The organism is Geobacter psychrophilus (genome assembly GCF_056821595.1).
The window spans coordinates 2,265,407-2,282,668 of record NZ_JBXDTU010000004.1; the positions used below are offsets into that span (position 1 = coordinate 2,265,407).

Consider the following 17,262-nt stretch of genomic DNA (forward strand, 5'->3'; position numbering starts at 1 on the left):
TGGATGGAACCTTTTTAGTCGCCGATTCTTTAGAATCGGAATAGAATAAAATTAAGAGGTTGGTAATATAGTGAAAGGAATGACTACTATGCGTGGATATGTTCTCAAAAGTCTAGGACTGATGATGCTTCTCTGGTTGCCGATGCTGACTGCGGTTCAAACAGTTCTCGCGGCAGATGTTCCCCCACAAATTGCTCAACCGTTGATCCGCGAAGGTGATTTTGCACTTAAGCTCAGTCTGGCGCTGAGTCTCGGAACCCCGGCCAACGAGACCGAGGCAGAAAAGCTGCTTTCAGAGGTCAACATCATCCCGAAAAATGGTTGGCTCGCGGATTATCCAGTTACTCCAGACATCGCAGCTGAACTGTCCAATGCTGTGCAAGACGCAGCGGTCTCGGGGAAAATTTCACTGAGAGTGGAAGAGGCACTTCAGAAATTTGACAGCGTGCTAGCGCAGTCTAATTTGCCGATTACACTGGCGCCAACTGACGCAAGTAACCCGCTAGAACCACAGGAAGGCACAAATTCTCCGGTTGCACAAGTCACGACTCCGAATTACCCTAGCCAGACTGTGATTGAGAACTACTACCAGAGCACAGGTCCGCCGATTGTCACCTATTACGCTCCGCCACCCGCATACTACTCACTGTATGGGTGGGTCCCGTTCGGTTTTTGGAGTGCTGGTTTTTGGTTTCCGGGTTTCTTTGTGCTGAACAATTTCCACCAGGCGCAATTTTTTGGCAACCAACACTTCTTCGTGTCTAACCACTTCCGTGACACCTTTTACGGTCGAACCTTCCGTGTGAATGCAGTAGACCGGTTCCATGGACGAGCTTTTTTCGATGGAACTCGAACTAATTCGAGTCGTGAGTTCATCGGTGTCGGAAGAGGACGCAGTAACAGTGTTTCGACTTTCCAGGCTCCAAGAGGCAGCCGAGAATTCAGGGGCGCGGCGCGTTCGAGAGGTGGTGAAGCGTTCTTCGGGTCGAGAACCGGTCGAGGCTTGAATCCGCCGAGCATTGGTGCGACTCAGCGGTCGATGGGTGCTCGGTCAGGTCACAGCGGCCGAATCAGCCGAGAGATTAGCCTGACCTCGAACAGCGGAAGAGGCGTCAGTATGCCGTCAAGAATGGGCGGAGCGTCGCAGTCATTCTCCCACGGAGGTGGCGGATTCAGTGGAGGCGGCAGATCTGGCGGAAGCGGCAGATCCGGTGGAGGCGGCGGCCGAGGAAACCACTGACCCGCACAGTAGATAGTTGAGTATTCATGCATCTGAATGATGCTCGGGCAGTCTCGCTGTAAATCAGATTTCAATTCTTACCCACCATCGGCGTCCAATTTGACCCACTTTAATTTGATATAACATTGAAAAATAAGCACGTTAAAGAGTTCGGCGGTTCACACCTCGGTGCCGATGTGGGGCAAATTTCGAAGCCGGTTCACACTGATTTGCGTATCACTGGCTCACTGAAAACCCATAAACCTGGCTCTATCCCGGTTGGATTAGGCATACTAGCCACCGAGTTCGCCTGGGCCTATAGAATGCTGACGATAGTACGTGAGCGAATTCAATCTGCTATAATCAACTGCAATAGCAGCAACAAACAAAACTATAAGGAGGATGCGCCATGAAATGCCCAGTTTGCTCAGGAGTTGATTTGAAAATGGCAGAACGCCAGGGAGTGGAGATCGACTATTGTCCCGAATGCCGTGGTGTCTGGCTCGACCGTGGAGAACTGGATAAAATCATCGAACGCTCAGATGCCCTGCAACAAGAGCCCCAGCATCAAGAACCCCAGTACCAACAGCCAGAACCTCGGTACCAGCAGCCGGGCTATAATCAGCAGCACCATGGCAAGCCGCATCATGATGATCAAGGCTATAGTAATGCCGGCTACTCCAAGAGGAAGTCATGGCTGGCGGAATTGTTCGACTGATAACCTTTCAGGAGAGAAGGGCGTGTCCCCGGTGGCCCCCTTCTCTTTGTTATTATCAGCATTATCATGACACTATGCTGTTGCTCGACCTAATGAGCACCGAAACCGCCAAAATGATCACTGCTATCGCGCTATCCGTTGCCGATAAAGAAATCTCGGCGGATTAGTGACCAACCCCGTATCGCAAGCATCAGACCAATGAACTGTGATTGTCTTGAGCAGGACATTAAAATCTCTCCGGGTCATATTCCCCGAAGCTTGCTTCGATGAGAGAAATCAATTACTGACGTAATACCTCGTAGCTTGCTGCGAGGTAGTTCATTGGGGGTGCCCTTACGCTTACCTTTACAACTTTCGTGCTTTTTCAGGTGTTCAATGTCCTTAATTCGCGCAATGAAACGGATTCGGTCCTTAACCGCAACTTGTTTGCCAACCGGATGCTCTGGCTTGCAATTATCGGGGTGATAACATTGCAGGTGGTTGCTGTGACCTGGAAGCCGGCCCAGACCCTGTTTCATACCATAACACTCTCCACTGCCGACTGGTGTCTGGCTGTGGCGGTGTCAGCCTCTGTCCTGCTGATGGAAGAAATTTGTAAATGGATTGTCAGGCTTCAGTCCGTACTGACAGTAGCCTTACAAACACACAATAACAACGGAGGCAACTATGAAAAAGATTCTATTGATGATTATTATGACTGGAATGATGGCGCTCTGCGGCTGCACAACTGAAAAAGCACCCGAGCCGCCGCAACAGATCCCTGCTCTCAAACTCTCCTCTGCTGACAAAGAAAAACTGCTGGCATTCCAGAAGGAGATTCTGAACATTGAGAACCTTACAGACAAGGCTGTCAAGCTGGCGGTCGATGAACTGAAGAATGTCATCAAAGGGGGAGAAGTTTCCATCAACTGGTCTTCTATCATTGACAAGGCAAAAGCGGAATGCCTGCTTGCAGGAGAATCACTGGCCAGTAAGGTAATTCCTGAAGTACTGCCACCTGAAGCGAAGAGCCTTCTTAACGAGGGAAGAACAGGCTTGATTGCCGCTTATAAAGCCTATGCGGAATCATTTGACGCCATCAAGAGCTTTGTTGCTGACAAAAACCCTATGGCACTGCTTGAGTACCGGAAGAAAAACACACAAGCTCAGGAACTCTATAACGCAGCCGCCGCAAAGCTCAAGACGGTTATGACAGCGGCCGGGGGGTTGTAAAGTTGATTGTGTAAGTGGCTAAAATCGGTAAATACAAAAGATAGGAGAGACCGATGGCCACAACAGACGAACTGCTCGATATTTTGATGAAAGGCTACAAGAAACCCGAAGACTTGATAGGCGAGAATGGACTTCTGAAACAACTGACCAAGAGGTTGTTAGAACGGGCAATGCAAACCGAACTGACAGAACACCTCGGTTATGAGAAACATTCTCCCACTGGCAAGAACAGTGGTAACTCTAGAATCGGTGGTTATAAGAAAACCATCTCTGGTGAGTTTGGCAACCTCGATATTACTACACCCCGTGACCGCAACTCAACATTTGAACCGGTCATCCTCCCCAAAGGTGAAACCCGCTTTATCGGCTTTGACGACAAGATAATCTCCATGTACGTCAGAGGCATGACCACTCGTGACATTCAGGGCCATCTATAGGAAATTTATGGGATAGATGTCTCTCCTGCCTCGATTTCCCAAGTTACCGATGCTGTCAGTAAAGAGGTGCTGCTATGGCAGAACCGACCACTGGACGAGGTTTACCCTATTGTCTACCTAGATGCCGTCAGGATAAAGTGAAGAATATTGCGAAAAAGTGGACAATGCCGATTAAGGATTGGAAGTCTGCATTGAATCAGTTTAGTATCATTTTTGGAGACCGGATGCTGAACTTCTGAAAATGGGGGGGCATAATCCTCTTTGTTACTGAAGCAGGGAGATTATAGATAATTTGTTGTCCAACATCCCAATTTGGTGGATGGCCAGATCTGATCAATAATGAGTTGTCGCCAAATGAAGAACAGATAGGGCAAGGGGGATGATTTTACCAATTTTTAAAAGATCACAAAAAAAGGAGAATGGTATGAGACAGATTGGGAAACTTCTAATTGCTTCAACTTTCGCAACATGGTGCCTTGCATTCGCATCCTTAGTCAGTGCAGAACAGCCACCGAAGACAAGCGACAATTGGCTCTTGGATGCAAAAGATGACACGGAACGGTTCAAACGGATTCAGCAGATGTTTGGAGGCTTTTCCATGTCTATGCAATTCGTAGGTGAACGGTACGATCGAACGTATGATGCCATCATTGACGGCAATTATGATTTGGCTAACTACCACTGGAAGAAGATCAAGGAAACTATCGAACTGGGTTATCTCAGGCGGCCCGCACGTGAGGCTAATGCAACGGCTATTTTTTTAAAGGGTCCGTGGGTATCGGTTAGCGAAGCTATTACTTCTAAAGACAAAGTAAAGGCAAAGGAACAGTTTCTCATAGCGAGGTCAGCCTGCATAGCCTGTCATGTTGCAGAGAAAGTGCCGTTTATAAATGACCAGCCGAAGTTCCGGAGAACCGTTACGTTTCCCAAGTAGTGCCCAAATAGAATCGAAAGGATAAGGGTCAACTTTCCGTTTTCCATTTTATAAAGTGAAATGAATAGAGAAATTGCCAACCAGGAAGCAGGACCGGCCCTTTATAAAACTGGGCCGGTCAGCTCCCGCTCCGTTGAAATAATACTGAACTTCAGAAAACCGAAAAGACCATTTACACAATCCAGTTGACATGCCCCAACTTTGCTTTTTCCTAGCTCTTTCCTTGTAAAATCACCCGTAAATTGATAGAGTTACGCCTTCTTTTGGAGGTTTACAAATGAGCATTAAAAGATTTTTTCTTGTAGCGTTGTCGATATCAAGCCTTCTGTTGTCCGTTCCAGTGATGGCAGCCCAAACCGGGTGCCCAGAACACTTCGCAAACGGCATAGCCCCTGACTTCATCAATCAAAAGCTCACCGCAAAATCGCGTGAAATCTGCTATTCGGGTTTTGCGGTCAAGCATTCCGGTATTACCAGAACTCCCCTCTACGCTGCCGAGCATCTAACGCGAGAGCGAATACTACAGGGTAAGGGAATGAAACGGCAGAGCAAGTTCCACCCCGACGAGAATATTCAAAGATCGGAACGGGCCGAACTGCGTCACTATGCCAAGTCTGGATACGACCGAGGTCACGTAGCCCCTTCAGCCGATATGTTCGACCTGCAGTCTCAATACGAATGTTTCTCTCTTGCGAATATGATCCCCCAAGTTCCGGAAAACAACCGGGGCCCATGGGAAGGGATCGAATCAGCTGTGAGAATGATGGCAAAGAGTAAAGGTGACATCTTTGTCGTCACCGGTCCGATCTATCAGGGTAGCAACATCGAGCAGATTGGTGGCGCCGTAATGGTGCCGACAAAGATGTTCAAGGCCATTTACGATCCGCAGAGAAAAGAAACCGGTGCATACCTGATTGATAACACCGCAGATGCCCAACCTGAAAAAATCTCCATATCCGAGCTTGAAAAAATTACCGGGATCAGCATCTTCCCTTCAGTAGAGGAAAACGTCAAATCCAGACTCATGCGCCTGCCTGAACTAAAATCATACAAGGAGCGCAAGCGCAAGGGAGGCCGAGGATGAGCAGGAAAGGAATCAAACCCTTCGCGAACGAAAGCGATTGCCTACAGATCGGCGGGATCACCATCGAGAACCGGGTTGACAGGGTGTCGCTCTTCGGCAGCATTGATATCACCCGTGACAAGGAAGGTCTAGCTGCCGCACGGGAACTGAAGGCGATCCTGGACCTGACCCTGACGGAACTGGAAAGCGCAGAGCTTCCTGATAAGGTGTCTCTCAAACCGGTTAAGGCCGTTAAGAACCCATTTGACTAGAATGAATTCGAATCAGAAATTTTTTAGAGAAAGGCGGACGTTGTGAGAACTCCCAGCTATGCCCCTAACGAGGCATCCGTCAAAGAGCGCTGTCATGTGATCGAGTTGTACAGTCACGCCAATACACTCCGTCATTCACCAAACGAATTCTTCCAGGCAAGACAGAAAGCTGATAATGCCATTACAGCATGGCTTGATAAGTACGGCCCTCATACAAGACAACGGACCGGCGCGTGAATGTTCCGCACTGTCTTCGCCTGATACAACAACCAGCCTAATGGAGCATAAGCTTGCCTGATTCAACCGAAGTAATAATGGTTTCGGATGATTGCAGTTCGCAATCGACTGAGACTAATGCTGACGAGGATGGGGTTGAAGTCCCCTGGGACAGCATCAACCCGGAAACACTTCGCAACCTGATTTCCGAATTCGTCACCCGAGAGTGGCCAGACACGGAATACTCCCTTGAAACCAAAATTGATCAAGTGCTGAAGCAGCTCCGCACCGGGCAGGCGAAAATAGCCTTCGACCTGGTATCCAAGACCTGTAACATCATTCCGAGCAGGTGACCGCATCGATGGATAAACGATTCTTCCCCCTCTCCTCTATCACAAAGCGGATCAATGAACTGCTGGAACCTGCCATCAGCAAGCAGTTCTGGGTCAAGGCCGAGATATCCACTGGCCGGGAAAGAGGCGGAGCTTTTTACTGTGATCTGGTTGAAACGGATGCCGGCGGAAAAATCGTCGCAAAGATTGCCTGCACCATCTGGCAGAGAGAACTCGGCACCATTAAGGAGCTGTTCAAAGCCAGGAACATGGATCTTGTGCTGACAAATGGCACGGTGGTCGGTTTTCTCTGTTCCCTTCAGTTTAGTCCCCAGTACGGCTTGTCTCTCAGAGTCATTGATGCCGATCCATCGATTGCTTTGGGTGAAATGGAACTGAAAAAGAGAGAGATCATCGAGCGCCTGCAAAATGAAGGGCTGTTCGAGACGAACAAGGAACGCTTCGTACCGATCCTCCCTATAAGGCTTGGCCTGATTACCAGTGCCGGGAGCGCAGCATACAATGACTTCATTCAGACCCTCACAGCGTCAGGCTACGGCTTCAAGATTTACCTGGCCGATGCTATGGTCCAGGGTGACCAGACAGAAAAATCGGTCCTTCGAGCCTTGGATGCCCTTACCGGACTCGATGTCGACCTTGTACTTATCCTCCGGGGTGGCGGCAGCAAGACTGATCTCTACTTCCTGGATAATGAGGCCATTGCCAGGAAAATTGCCGGATACCCCAAGCCTGTGTGGACCGGTATCGGTCACGAAATCGATACGAGTATCCTGGACTATATCGCCAATCGCTCTTTCAAGACGCCGACGGCGGCAGCAGAGGAACTGGTGGCCCGTTTTGTCCAGATGCGCCGGCAGTTGGATGAGGCCACTAACACTCTGAAGACCGTCTGGGCCTACCGCTTGAAAATCGACCAGGACTATCTGGCAAGAGCGGTGACCGGCATACAGCAGGGGCCGAGAAAACTGCTTGATGTGACAGCAAGCTGCTTGAGGGAACAGGCACAAGAACTGCGTGCCCGGGTACAGCGGCGGTTGTCAACTGAGCAGATTAGAATAGGGCGGCGAAGGGAAAATTTACGTTCTCTCCCGCTGGCACTGACCAAGAATCACTTGGAACGCCTAACAGCAAAACGGCAAAAACTCTCATCAGGAGTGACTCACTGTCTTACCCGAACAGGAGAGACACTGTCCGGACTGAAGCAACGCTTTGAAAAAGATCGCTTTCTGCGGCGCCTGGCAGCTGAACGTGAGCGCAACGAGAAAAACCGACAGCAACTGAAAGCCCGGTTCTTTTCGGCATTCAAATTGAAATCGATGCTTCTCACAAATATCAAGGGACGGCTCAAGCAAGAGCGGGTTTTGCAGAGGATTGCTCTGGCTCGTACCAGCCTGAATGACAAAATGGCCATCCTGAAAGCTATTGACCCGCAGACTGTTTTGAAGCGTGGCTTTGCCCTTGTCTACAGCGAACAGGGCACTCTTGTCAGATCCATTGCTGATGTCGCTGAAAAGCAGCTTATTCAAACCCGCTTAGCTGATGGTTCTCTGATCAGCGAAGTTACTGCAAAGGAGTTAAACCATGAGTGACGCTACCGAACCTACTTATGAGCAGAAAGTAGAAAAACTGGACGAGATCCTGACCAAGCTTGACAATTCAGAGACTCCCATCGACAAACTTGCAGAAGATGTCAAGGAAGGAGCCCGGTTAATCAGGGAACTGGATAAAAAACTCAAACAGGTTGAGACTGAAGTGCTTGATGCCTTTAAGGAACTGGAAAGTGACTGATATTAATAGAGGACACAGCAAATGACCAAAGCAGATATTGTTGAAAAAATTCATACCAACACAGGTATGACCCAGAAGGAGTCAATGGAAATGGTGGAGGCGGTTTTTTCCATCATGAAATCGACCCTTGAAACCGGTGAGACTTTGAAAATCTCTGGTTTCGGCAGTTTTGTGGTGAAACAGAAAAATGACCGGCGGGGCCGTAATCCTCAGACTGGCGAAGCTATCACCATTGAGGCGCGGCGTATATTAACCTTTAAGCCAAGCACTGTGCTGCGCGATGCAATCAACAAGTAGAAATTTCTGCCACGGCGAGAATGTAACCTCATGAAGTTTGGAATTCGTACACCGTCTCTGACGAAACGGATTGCCGCTCGGACATCACTGAAGAGATACGTCCGGCAGTCATTGGGGCTTAAAGCCCCAAGAGGATGGGGTTGGCTGACGAACCCCAAGAAGGCGGCCTATAACAGAGTCTACAATCGAACGTCTGTAGGTTGCTTGATTCCGTTGACAGTAATTTTCGTAATTATTTCTCTTGCGGTATTCGCTTTGGCGAAGATTCGATAAGTGTAGAGGTAAGAGTTGGAAAAGCCCTCCAAAGACATACCGATGAACTCCCTTGAAGCTGAGATAGCAGTTACTTCACTTAATGCGACTGGCGATTACAAGGTGTTGCGCAGAATGAACCTGAGCCAGGACAACCGTTTCGCCGGCAAGGTTATAGCCAATCCCAGGATCGGTCTCTGCCTCGACACGGAAACAACCGGGTTGAACCCTGCTTGCGACAAGATAATTGAGCTTGGGATCGTGGCCTTTCAGTATGACCCGCTGACAGCAGGAATAATAAAGATCATCGACCGGTATGCCGGATTTGAAGACCCTGGAATTCCTCTTTCAGCCGAAACAACGGCGATTACCGGCATCACTGATGAGATGGTGTCTGGTCAATCCTTCGATGACGCCCAAGTATGCCGACTCGCCGATCAGGCAAGCCTGGTAATTGCCCACAATGCCGCGTTTGACCGCAAGTTCGTCGAGTCGCGATTCCCGGTCCTCTCAAAAGTGCCCTGGGGCTGTTCAATGACGCAGGTCGACTGGCAGGCAGAAAGAATTTCCACCCGGGTTCTGGAATACCTATTGTTCAAGTTCGGTTGGTTTATCAATGCCCATCGTGCCTTGGACGATGCCGAAGGCCTGCTCGGTATTCTTCTGGAATCTCTTCCTGTCAGTGGTACACCCATATTCAAGGTGCTGTTGGAGAGATATGATGAGGTCACCGCGAAAGTCTGCGCGGTAGGTGCCCCCTTTGAGAAGAAGGACGCATTGAAACAGAGAGGATATCGCTGGAATGACGGGGCGCAAGGTGGCTGCAAGGCATGGTGGACAAGTGTTCCCGGGGATATGGAAAGAGATGAACTTACCTGGCTTGCAAACGAAGTTTATCCTCGTGGCATAACGGACAGCGTGGAGATTACCAGAGTCGATGCACTTGATCGCTTCTCAATTCGGGAGAGATAATATTTTATGTGGAATGTCTCATGGCGATAACCGAGCAAATATTGACTGGTTCAGCCGTTGAAAACTGTCTCAACGATATAGCAACACTCCGAATCGAGATTTTTCGAGAATTCCCCTACCTGTACGATGGCCGCCGCGAGGATGAACTTCACTATCTGAAGCTTTACTCCGTAACCCCTGATTCATTCGTGATCATCGTCAAAGAGGGGGAAAAGGTCGCAGGTGCGGCCACCGGGATGCCGCTGCGACATGAGGCAACGGAACTGGTCGAGCCGTTCAGCGGCACATCCTATCCTGTCGACGAGATCTTCTATGTGGGTGAACTGCTTTTCTATCCCGAACATCGCAATCGCGGTACGGGGATGCAGGTAGTGCGAATGGTCGAGGAGCAGATTCGTTCCTACAGTACCTACCGGTACCTGACCTGTGCCACAGTGGTACGGACTGACGACCACTTGATGCGTCCGGCAGACTATATCCCCATTGACAGGTTTCTCGCACACACGGGTTTCAATCCCCTACTCGGAATAACGACGAGCTTCACCTGGCTGGAAACGGATGGTGTCAAGCGCTCCCACCCCATGGACTTCTGGATCAAGGAGTTGCCGGCATGACCTGGCAATTGTGGCGCCAGGACGATAACGGCGTCAGGTACCTCGTCGGGACGTACGGCACGAAGGAAGCGGCCCAAGAGAAGATAACGGAACTAACCAGGTGTCACCATAAGCAGACCTACTGGGTCAGTGAAGCAATAGAAGATATAACAGGTTCCGAATCATGAGTAAGCCGACGATAACCACAGAAAGCGGCAGGTACTTCCTGACAGACCGGATTAGGGAAGAGGTCAATTTCTATTGCACCCCGCAGTCTGAAGGGGTCGCTCCGCCTCCAGTCCAGAAACCGGTGCAACCGGGTAGCCGAATCATCCCTCTTCCATCCCGGCATGAATGGTCGATCAAGGCGCATGATCTGCAGACAGCAATCGCCGATCGTGAGAGCCACCGCCGTTTCACGGACGAGCACCTTTCCCTCGATGAACTGGCCTTTCTCCTCTGGTCAACCCAGGGTGTTCGTGCCGTGATCCACGAAGTTGCAGTGCTACGCACAGTCCCTTCCGCTGGTTGCCGCCACCCATTTGAGACCTACCTCGGTGTGCTCAAAGTCGCCGGTCTCGACCCTGGTCTGTATCGCTACCTTCCTCTTGATCACGCATTGGTGCATGAACGGGATCTCCCGAACCTGCCGGCCTATCTCACAGCTGCCTGCCGCGGTCAGGCATTTGCCGGGCAAGCCGCCGTAACCTTCATCTGGACTGCGGTAATGGCTCGCACCGAGTGGCGCTACGCTGAGGCATCCTACAAAGTTATCGCCCTCGATGCCGGCCATGTCTGCCAGAACCTGTACCTGGCCTGCGAAGCGATCGGCTGCGGCACCTGTGCCATCGCTGCCTATAATCAGGGTCTGGCGGATGATCTGGTTGTCGTCGATGGTAATGAGGAATTCACCGTCTATATCGCCCCGGTAGGCAAAGTAGCCAGTAAATGAACGGGAAAGCCACCGCATCAGATGTCCCGGTCGAACGGATATCCGGTTCCGTGGAGAGGGTAACCTTCCACAGCGAGGAATCAGGGTTCTGCGTCATCCGGATCAAGGTAAAGGGAAAGCGTGAACTGGTCACGGTCATCGGGAGTGCTGCATCTATAACCCCCGGTGAATTCGTCGAGTGCGTTGGCACCTGGCATAACGACAAGACCCACGGCCTGCAGTTCAAGACTACTCACCTGAAAACAGTCCCCCCGAGCACCCTGGAAGGCATCGAAAAGTACCTTGGCTCCGGCATGGTCAAAGGGATCGGCCCCCATTTCGCCAAAGTACTGGTGAAGGCATTCGGCGTCGACGTCTTCACCGTTATCGAGGAAACCCCGGAGAGAATGCTGACACTCCCTGGCATTGGCAAGAAAAGGACCGATAAAGTTACCGCTGCCTGGGCGGAGCAGAAAGCGATCCGGGAGATCATGGTTTTCCTCCAGTCCCATGGTGTCGGGACCGGTCGGGCAGTCAGGATCTACAAGACCTATGGCGATGAGGCCATCATCAAGGTGTCTGAAAACCCCTACCGCTTGGCTCTCGACATTCACGGAATTGGTTTCAAGACCGCTGACGTAATTGCCGGCAGGCTGGGTATTGCCCCGGACTCACTGATCAGGGCTCAGGCTGGCGTGCGCCATGTATTGCAGGAGTTGTCCGGCGACGGCCATTGTGCTGCCACCCACGACACCCTCATCAAGGAGTCGGTAAAGCTCCTGGAGATTGACGAGGCAATCCTGGAAGACGCGATCCGGGAGGAAGTCACCCAGGAAAACCTGGTGCCGGAAGAAATCGACGGCGTTCCCTGTCTGTTTCTGACCGCGCTTCACCGGGCTGAACAGGGAGTGGCGAACAGCGTCAGGAGAATACTGAGTGGAGCACCGCCATGGGGCAAGATCGATCTGGAAAAGGCGCTCCCCTGGGTGGAAGAGAAGACGGGCCTTTCGCTCTCCCAGTCGCAGAAGGACGCTGTATGCCTTGCTTTAACCAGCAAAGCACTCGTCATCACCGGCGGCCCGGGCACCGGCAAGACGACCCTGGTCAATAGCGTTCTGAAGATCCTCGCAGCCAAACAGCTCGACATCCTGCTGGCCGCCCCAACCGGACGTGCGGCCAAGCGGATGACCGAGACTACAGGACGGGAAGCCAAGACCATTCATCGCCTCCTGGAGTTTGATCCCCAGAGTTTCGGTTTCAAACGCGGGCGTGACAACCCTCTCGAAGCAGACCTCATAGTCATTGATGAATCATCAATGGTGGATGTGGTGCTGATGAACAAGCTCTTGGCGGCAGTCCCCGACAGCGCGGCTCTGATGATCGTGGGTGATGTGGATCAGCTGCCTTCTGTCGGACCTGGCGCCGTACTTGCCGACATCATCGCATCCGGTTCTGTCCCGACTGTCAGGCTGACCGAGATCTTCCGCCAGGCAGCCACCTCAAAGATCATCGTCAATGCCCACCGGATCAACAAGGGAGAGTTGCCGCTGAGAAATGAAACGGAAGAACTATCCGACTTCTACTTCATACCGGCGGAAACTCCGGAAGAAATTCACGCCAAGCTACTGCAGGTCGTTACCGAACGCATTCCGAAGCGCTTCGGCCTGCATCCGGTCAAAGATGTCCAGGTTCTCACCCCCATGAACCGTGGTGGACTGGGCGCTCACGCCTTGAACGCGGAACTCCAGAAAGTGCTCAATGGGAACAGCGAGCCCAAGATAACTCGCTTTGGAACGACGTACTCGCCGGGTGACAAGATCATCCAGACGGTGAATAACTACGACAAGGAAGTCTTCAACGGGGATATCGGCCAGATTCTTGAAATCGATACCGAGGAAAGCTCCCTCAAAGCTGATTACGACGGTAGAATAGTCGAGTATGAATTTGGTGAACTGGACGAGGTGTCGCTGGCCTATGCCACCAGCATCCATAAGAGCCAGGGTTCAGAGTACCCAGCTGTCGTGATTCCACTGGCAATGCAGCATTACATGCTGCTGGAGAGGAATCTGATCTATACGGCCGTCACGCGGGGGAAAAAACTGGTGACGATCATTGGCCAGCCAAAGGCATTGGGTATGGCGGTGAAGAATAAAAATGCCACAAAGCGTTTGACGAATTTGACAGCGAGGCTGCGTTTCGCATGACCGACCCTATCCTTGATCATCCAACTCTCACGGCACGTTACTTCTACCCCTGGCCGAATCGGCTTGATGATCCCTTCTACGTGCAGGGGGATGGTTTCCGTCTGGGGTGTCGCTATCGGCACATCTCGGATGACCTGCCGACGATTATCCATTTCCACGGAAACGGAGAGACCGTAGCAGACTACCTTGGCGACTTCGAAGATCGGATCACTGGCTTGGGAGCCAATCTGCTACTGGCAGAGTACCGGGGCTACGGGATGTCCGAAGGCGAACCAGGACTGGCAGCCATGCTGGACGATGTCCGACTGATCACGGAGGCCAGCGGAGTGCCACAGGGAAAAATTATCTTCTTCGGGAGGTCCCTGGGATCGCTTTACGCAGTCCACGGTGTGTTCCTCTATCCACAGGCAGCCGGTCTCATCGTGGAAAGCGGCCTGGCAGAGCCGCTGGAAAGAATCCTGGTCCGGATCGAACCGCAGCATATCGGTGCTACCATGGATTCACTCAAGGAAGCTGTGGCCCGCCATCTTAACCAGAAGCGGAAGATTGCCTCGTACCAGGGACGGCTGTTGATCCTGCATACTCAGAACGACGATCTGGTTAGCGTTTCACATGCCGAGAATCTGTACGAATGGGCGCAGGAGCCGAAAGAATTGCTGATTTTCGAGCGGGGGGACCACAACAATATCATGGCGGTGAACACAGAGTCATATTTCAGAGCAGTAGCGAGGTTCCTCAGCGCATGAACTGGTGCGTCTATGTCATCCTTTGTTCCGATAACACTCTCTACACAGGGATCACCACTGATATTGAGCGCCGGTTCCTGCAACATGCATCTGGGATCGGCGCAAAATACTTCCGGGGACGTCAACCATTACGGGTTACGTATCTTGAAAATGGGCATAGTCGATCTTCTGCTTCCAAGAGAGAATATCAAATCAAGACTATGGACAGGGCTGACAAAATGCAGTTGGCAGGGGTATGAAATCAGCCTCTCATTGCTGAAATTCTTCACTTGTAGAATTCATCGATAATCTCATCCGGTAAAAGGTCAAAATCTTCAGACATCTTTATCTGACCCTTGGCAGTGCCAAGTATTCTTATGGGGGCAATACAATCAGCAGAATCGTTTTTCGGACTGTTGACTATTGGAGAGACGGGATAGGCATTCAGGATATCTGGAGGACAAGGCCGACAAAGCTCCTTCAGCAGCACGCCATCTGTCAGCTTGGTGTTGAGCCACGTCGCATGGTCTTCATGGCTCAGAATAACCGGCATCCTGTCATGTATGGGTGCCATCAGCTCATTCGCGCTGGTTGTCAGGATGGAACAGGACTCTATTACCTGACCATCGCTCCCCTGCCAATGTTCCCATAAACCAGCAATCGACACGGGACTTCCATCGGGCATCCGAAAATACCAAGGCTGTTTCCTTTTCCCATCCTGCCGCTGCCATTCGTAAAATCCTCCTGCTGGAATGACACAGCGACGTCGCTTAAATGCTGACCGGAATGACGGTTTCTCCGCAGCGGTCTCCGAACGGGCGTTGATCAGGCTGTTACCGATAGAGATGTCTTTTGACCAGGAAGGGATGAGTCCCCACCGAACGAAGGTCAGCTCCCGACTACCTTCCACATCCTCCCTGACAATGGGTATTGTCTGGGATGGAATCACATTGTATCTGGGGTTAAGCTCCCGGTCGATTTTCTTGATGATGCCGTAAATTTCGGTGATCATTTCCGGCGACAGATCGATTACCAGACGTCCGCACATGGTTTACCTCACCTGCACATTCCTGATCCCCTCCGGCTTCCAAGCCGGCGAGATCACATGTGAACCCTTCTCCTCATTGTTGCCCAAAAGACTGCCATACGTCACGGTAAAATCGCCGAACCGGTCATTCACCGTATCCATTGCGTTGATCATGAAGGCCTTGCGGCGTTCCTCCTCAAACAGGGGCAACTGTTCGCGCTGGTAGCAGAGATTGGTGATCCTTACCCCCAGCAGGCGAACGGGCTGTTCCAGTTCAATGCTATCCAGAATCTTAATGGCGCCCTGGTAAATGTCATCACTCTGGTTGACATGACAGGAAAGGGTTTCCTGTTTCCCAAAGGTGCTGAAGTCGGCATAACGAATGGTCAGATGAACCGTCTTGCCGGCCACCCCGTAGCGCCGAGCCCGACGCCCAACCATTTCCGAGAGCTGCAGCAGGTAGCGCAGGATCTCGTTTCGGCTGCTGATATCCCTTTTTAGGGTCATTGAATGCCCGACGGACTTGACCTCCTCGGCATCTTCTGCCGGGATTACCGGGGAATCGTCAATCCCCTGTCCCATCTGCTTCAACCGGCTACCGATGATGCCGAATTTTCTCTTCAACCGCCCCTCATCGCATCGCCCCAGATCCCCGCAGGTATAGATGCTCATCATATTGAGATGTCGCTCCATTTTTTTACCGATGCCGCACAGTTCCTTGATCGGCATATGTTCCAGAGTTGAACTGACTTTATCGGGCGTGATGATGGTAAGCCCGTCAGGTTTCATCATTTCCGAGGCAAGCTTTGCCAGCAGCTTGTTCGGAGCAATGCCAATTGAACAGGTAATATCGAACTGGTGCTTGATCCGTGCCTTGAGCAGATAGGAGATGTTTTCAGCACTGTTGAAGATCGACAGAGAATGGGTCACGTCCAGGAATGCTTCATCGATGCTGAAAACTTCTACCAAGGGAGTGTAGTCCAGCATCATCTTCATGATTTGAGCAGGGGTGTGTGCACCTTTCTCTACTATCCTGACTCAAGACGGCACTCGTTCTCAATTCAAATTCCCCTCGAAAAACAGCAGCTTCCCGGTTATCCCGAATTCCCTATCACAGTCGGTGAACACATCCGCAAGAAACGAATGGATCTCGGACTCCTCCAGAGAGAACTCGCGAAGATCATCGGCGTCACCGAATCCTCAATCTGGAACTGGGAGCATGGCACCGAACCAGAACTGCAATATAATCCAAGTATTATCAAATTTCTAGGTTATATTCCGTTCGACTGCCCGGATGACACTGTTGGTAGGCTTGCGTGGTACAAGAGAGCGATGGGGATGAACCTGGATCATCTGGGTGAAGCTATGGGTAGAGATCCTGAACAGCTATCAGATTGGTTGAGTGGCCGGCATAATCCGTTCAGGAAGAACCGAGAGAGAATAGAGCTGTTCCTTGGAAACCAGAAAACCTTCCTTCAGCCAGAGAAAGAATAACGGATACTTTCTCTCTTACAAGGAAGTTTTTCAGCATCGGGGCTTCCAGTACAACCCACCATCAGAAATCATCATTGATCTTTACCGGTCTACGAACCCGCTTGGGCAGCAGAGCCAGCTTATCATCGATGTGCCTGCCGAAGGTGTAGCGAATCGAATTTTCATCGTCCCCAAAAAGGTTCCCCCCAACTAGGTTGCCACCTCAAAAACCAGACCTATCTCGCACTGCGGGTCGTCACGTTCGATCTTCAGTATGGGATTTCTGGAAATCTCCAGCCGAAACCACAACAATCATGATCGATGGCAAAGAGAAGACGACACCGCTGGAGCAAGTGCAAGTCGGCGACCTGCTTTCTGTCAAGTCCGGCGAGGCATTCCAGTATCGTTAATTCCCCATCAAACCGCCGATGACTTATTACTTGTTTACTCAGTGATCATGCAAAACATATTAGAATTTATTGTAGTTATATTTCCGCTTGCACTGAATGTTTATAGTGTTAAACTAAAGTGAGTACCCACTTGCAAGAGGAGCTTAAATGACTAAAAGAAGGCGGG

At 51.0% G+C, this 17,262-nt stretch carries 22 protein-coding genes and 1 pseudogene; 21 read left to right on the plus strand and 2 right to left on the minus strand.

Annotated elements, in window-relative coordinates; genetic code table 11:
- Positions 1–88 precede the first annotated feature (88 nt).
- The 20 genes and pseudogenes from ACOCF6_RS12980 (at position 89) to ACOCF6_RS13075 (ending at position 14,446) form a co-directional block, all read left to right on the plus strand.
- On the plus strand, positions 89–1,240 hold the full coding sequence (locus tag ACOCF6_RS12980; RefSeq protein ID WP_482460762.1) for a hypothetical protein: 1,152 nt from the start codon (positions 89–91) through the stop codon (positions 1,238–1,240).
- A gap of 176 nt (positions 1,241–1,416) precedes the next feature.
- Positions 1,417–1,632: a PGPGW domain-containing protein gene (locus ACOCF6_RS12985; RefSeq protein ID WP_482463354.1), complete on the plus strand. Its 216-nt coding sequence runs from the start codon at positions 1,417–1,419 to the stop codon at positions 1,630–1,632.
- A complete protein-coding gene (locus ACOCF6_RS12990; RefSeq protein WP_482460763.1) occupies positions 1,629–1,937 on the plus strand; it encodes a TFIIB-type zinc ribbon-containing protein in 309 nt (102 codons plus the stop codon). Before ACOCF6_RS12985 ends, ACOCF6_RS12990 begins: the two co-directional genes overlap by 4 nt.
- 320 nt (positions 1,938–2,257) lie before the next feature.
- Complete coding sequence (locus ACOCF6_RS12995; protein WP_482463356.1) at positions 2,258–2,668, plus strand: cation transporting ATPase C-terminal domain-containing protein; 411 nt, start codon at positions 2,258–2,260, stop codon at positions 2,666–2,668.
- Complete coding sequence (locus ACOCF6_RS13000) at positions 2,604–3,149, plus strand: hypothetical protein (protein ID WP_482460764.1); 546 nt, start codon at positions 2,604–2,606, stop codon at positions 3,147–3,149. The genes ACOCF6_RS12995 and ACOCF6_RS13000 overlap by 65 nt, the downstream gene beginning before the upstream one ends.
- Before the next feature lie 53 nt (positions 3,150–3,202).
- Positions 3,203–3,724: pseudogene (locus ACOCF6_RS13005) on the plus strand (transposase); the annotation flags it as partial.
- A 286-nt stretch (positions 3,725–4,010) separates the two neighbouring features.
- Positions 4,011–4,520 (plus strand): hypothetical protein, encoded by a 510-nt coding sequence (locus tag ACOCF6_RS13010; RefSeq protein ID WP_482460765.1) that lies wholly within the window; start codon positions 4,011–4,013, stop codon positions 4,518–4,520.
- A gap of 277 nt (positions 4,521–4,797) precedes the next feature.
- A complete protein-coding gene (locus tag ACOCF6_RS13015) occupies positions 4,798–5,604 on the plus strand; it encodes a DNA/RNA non-specific endonuclease (protein ID WP_482460766.1) in 807 nt (268 codons plus the stop codon).
- On the plus strand, positions 5,601–5,855 hold the full coding sequence (locus tag ACOCF6_RS13020) for a hypothetical protein (RefSeq protein WP_482460767.1): 255 nt from the start codon (positions 5,601–5,603) through the stop codon (positions 5,853–5,855). Before ACOCF6_RS13015 ends, ACOCF6_RS13020 begins: the two co-directional genes overlap by 4 nt.
- 290 nt (positions 5,856–6,145) lie before the next feature.
- Positions 6,146–6,424 (plus strand): YheU family protein, encoded by a 279-nt coding sequence (locus ACOCF6_RS13025; protein ID WP_482460768.1) that lies wholly within the window; start codon positions 6,146–6,148, stop codon positions 6,422–6,424.
- An 8-nt stretch (positions 6,425–6,432) separates the two neighbouring features.
- Positions 6,433–8,013 carry an exodeoxyribonuclease VII large subunit gene (gene xseA / locus ACOCF6_RS13030; RefSeq protein WP_482460769.1) on the plus strand — a complete coding sequence of 527 codons (1,581 nt, stop codon included), beginning with the start codon at positions 6,433–6,435 and terminating at the stop codon, positions 8,011–8,013.
- Entirely contained in the window at positions 8,006–8,212 is a 207-nt protein-coding gene (xseB, locus tag ACOCF6_RS13035; RefSeq protein ID WP_482460770.1) for an exodeoxyribonuclease VII small subunit, read from the plus strand. The genes xseA and xseB overlap by 8 nt, the downstream gene beginning before the upstream one ends.
- 21 nt (positions 8,213–8,233) lie before the next feature.
- Complete coding sequence (locus ACOCF6_RS13040; protein ID WP_482460771.1) at positions 8,234–8,509, plus strand: integration host factor subunit alpha; 276 nt, start codon at positions 8,234–8,236, stop codon at positions 8,507–8,509.
- Positions 8,510–8,824: 315 nt separating this feature from the next.
- Complete coding sequence (locus ACOCF6_RS13045; RefSeq protein WP_482460772.1) at positions 8,825–9,733, plus strand: 3'-5' exonuclease; 909 nt, start codon at positions 8,825–8,827, stop codon at positions 9,731–9,733.
- A gap of 20 nt (positions 9,734–9,753) precedes the next feature.
- On the plus strand, positions 9,754–10,347 hold the full coding sequence (locus ACOCF6_RS13050) for a GNAT family N-acetyltransferase (RefSeq protein ID WP_482460773.1): 594 nt from the start codon (positions 9,754–9,756) through the stop codon (positions 10,345–10,347).
- Entirely contained in the window at positions 10,344–10,514 is a 171-nt protein-coding gene (locus ACOCF6_RS13055) for a hypothetical protein (protein ID WP_482460774.1), read from the plus strand. The genes ACOCF6_RS13050 and ACOCF6_RS13055 overlap by 4 nt, the downstream gene beginning before the upstream one ends.
- Positions 10,511–11,278 carry a SagB/ThcOx family dehydrogenase gene (locus ACOCF6_RS13060; RefSeq protein WP_482460775.1) on the plus strand — a complete coding sequence of 256 codons (768 nt, stop codon included), beginning with the start codon at positions 10,511–10,513 and terminating at the stop codon, positions 11,276–11,278. The genes ACOCF6_RS13055 and ACOCF6_RS13060 overlap by 4 nt, the downstream gene beginning before the upstream one ends.
- Positions 11,275–13,461 (plus strand): SF1B family DNA helicase RecD2, encoded by a 2,187-nt coding sequence (gene recD2, locus ACOCF6_RS13065; protein ID WP_482460776.1) that lies wholly within the window; start codon positions 11,275–11,277, stop codon positions 13,459–13,461. The genes ACOCF6_RS13060 and recD2 overlap by 4 nt, the downstream gene beginning before the upstream one ends.
- Positions 13,458–14,207, plus strand: a complete 750-nt coding sequence (locus tag ACOCF6_RS13070) for an alpha/beta hydrolase (RefSeq protein WP_482460777.1) — start codon at positions 13,458–13,460, stop codon at positions 14,205–14,207. The genes recD2 and ACOCF6_RS13070 overlap by 4 nt, the downstream gene beginning before the upstream one ends.
- Positions 14,204–14,446, plus strand: coding sequence for a GIY-YIG nuclease family protein (locus ACOCF6_RS13075; protein WP_482460778.1), 243 nt, complete (start codon positions 14,204–14,206; stop codon positions 14,444–14,446). Before ACOCF6_RS13070 ends, ACOCF6_RS13075 begins: the two co-directional genes overlap by 4 nt.
- Before the next feature lie 26 nt (positions 14,447–14,472).
- On the opposite strand, the gene ACOCF6_RS13080 is transcribed toward ACOCF6_RS13075, so the two are convergent.
- Positions 14,473–15,234, minus strand: coding sequence for an SOS response-associated peptidase (locus ACOCF6_RS13080; RefSeq protein ID WP_482460779.1), 762 nt, complete (start codon positions 15,232–15,234; stop codon positions 14,473–14,475).
- A 3-nt stretch (positions 15,235–15,237) separates the two neighbouring features.
- Complete coding sequence (locus tag ACOCF6_RS13085) at positions 15,238–16,209, minus strand: DNA polymerase Y family protein (protein ID WP_482460780.1); 972 nt, start codon at positions 16,207–16,209, stop codon at positions 15,238–15,240.
- On the opposite strand from ACOCF6_RS13085, the gene ACOCF6_RS13090 reads away from it, so the two are divergent.
- Positions 16,135–16,707: a helix-turn-helix transcriptional regulator gene (locus ACOCF6_RS13090; RefSeq protein ID WP_482460781.1), complete on the plus strand. Its 573-nt coding sequence runs from the start codon at positions 16,135–16,137 to the stop codon at positions 16,705–16,707. The genes ACOCF6_RS13085 and ACOCF6_RS13090 overlap by 75 nt on opposite strands.
- Positions 16,708–17,262 lie beyond the last annotated feature (555 nt).

What these genes read in the sequence shown, in the direction of transcription:
- ACOCF6_RS12980 (WP_482460762.1), top strand. Translation starts at nt 89, where the DNA reads ATGCGTGGATATGTTCTCAAAAGTCTAGGACTGATGATGCTTCTCTGG.
- ACOCF6_RS12990 (WP_482460763.1), top strand. Translation starts at nt 1,629, where the DNA reads ATGAAATGCCCAGTTTGCTCAGGAGTTGATTTGAAAATGGCAGAACGC.
- ACOCF6_RS13000 (WP_482460764.1), top strand. Translation starts at nt 2,604, where the DNA reads ATGAAAAAGATTCTATTGATGATTATTATGACTGGAATGATGGCGCTC.
- ACOCF6_RS13010 (WP_482460765.1), top strand. Translation starts at nt 4,011, where the DNA reads ATGAGACAGATTGGGAAACTTCTAATTGCTTCAACTTTCGCAACATGG.
- ACOCF6_RS13015 (WP_482460766.1), top strand. Translation starts at nt 4,798, where the DNA reads ATGAGCATTAAAAGATTTTTTCTTGTAGCGTTGTCGATATCAAGCCTT.
- ACOCF6_RS13020 (WP_482460767.1), top strand. Translation starts at nt 5,601, where the DNA reads ATGAGCAGGAAAGGAATCAAACCCTTCGCGAACGAAAGCGATTGCCTA.
- xseA (WP_482460769.1), top strand. Translation starts at nt 6,433, where the DNA reads ATGGATAAACGATTCTTCCCCCTCTCCTCTATCACAAAGCGGATCAAT.
- xseB (WP_482460770.1), top strand. Translation starts at nt 8,006, where the DNA reads ATGAGTGACGCTACCGAACCTACTTATGAGCAGAAAGTAGAAAAACTG.
- ACOCF6_RS13040 (WP_482460771.1), top strand. Translation starts at nt 8,234, where the DNA reads ATGACCAAAGCAGATATTGTTGAAAAAATTCATACCAACACAGGTATG.
- ACOCF6_RS13045 (WP_482460772.1), top strand. Translation starts at nt 8,825, where the DNA reads ATGAACTCCCTTGAAGCTGAGATAGCAGTTACTTCACTTAATGCGACT.
- ACOCF6_RS13050 (WP_482460773.1), top strand. Translation starts at nt 9,754, where the DNA reads ATGGCGATAACCGAGCAAATATTGACTGGTTCAGCCGTTGAAAACTGT.
- ACOCF6_RS13055 (WP_482460774.1), top strand. Translation starts at nt 10,344, where the DNA reads ATGACCTGGCAATTGTGGCGCCAGGACGATAACGGCGTCAGGTACCTC.
- ACOCF6_RS13060 (WP_482460775.1), top strand. Translation starts at nt 10,511, where the DNA reads ATGAGTAAGCCGACGATAACCACAGAAAGCGGCAGGTACTTCCTGACA.
- recD2 (WP_482460776.1), top strand. Translation starts at nt 11,275, where the DNA reads ATGAACGGGAAAGCCACCGCATCAGATGTCCCGGTCGAACGGATATCC.
- ACOCF6_RS13070 (WP_482460777.1), top strand. Translation starts at nt 13,458, where the DNA reads ATGACCGACCCTATCCTTGATCATCCAACTCTCACGGCACGTTACTTC.
- ACOCF6_RS13075 (WP_482460778.1), top strand. Translation starts at nt 14,204, where the DNA reads ATGAACTGGTGCGTCTATGTCATCCTTTGTTCCGATAACACTCTCTAC.
- ACOCF6_RS13080 (WP_482460779.1), bottom strand. Translation starts at nt 15,234, where the DNA reads ATGTGCGGACGTCTGGTAATCGATCTGTCGCCGGAAATGATCACCGAA.
- ACOCF6_RS13090 (WP_482460781.1), top strand. Translation starts at nt 16,135, where the DNA reads ATGGGTCACGTCCAGGAATGCTTCATCGATGCTGAAAACTTCTACCAA.
- ACOCF6_RS13085 (WP_482460780.1), bottom strand. Translation starts at nt 16,209, where the DNA reads ATGAAGATGATGCTGGACTACACTCCCTTGGTAGAAGTTTTCAGCATC.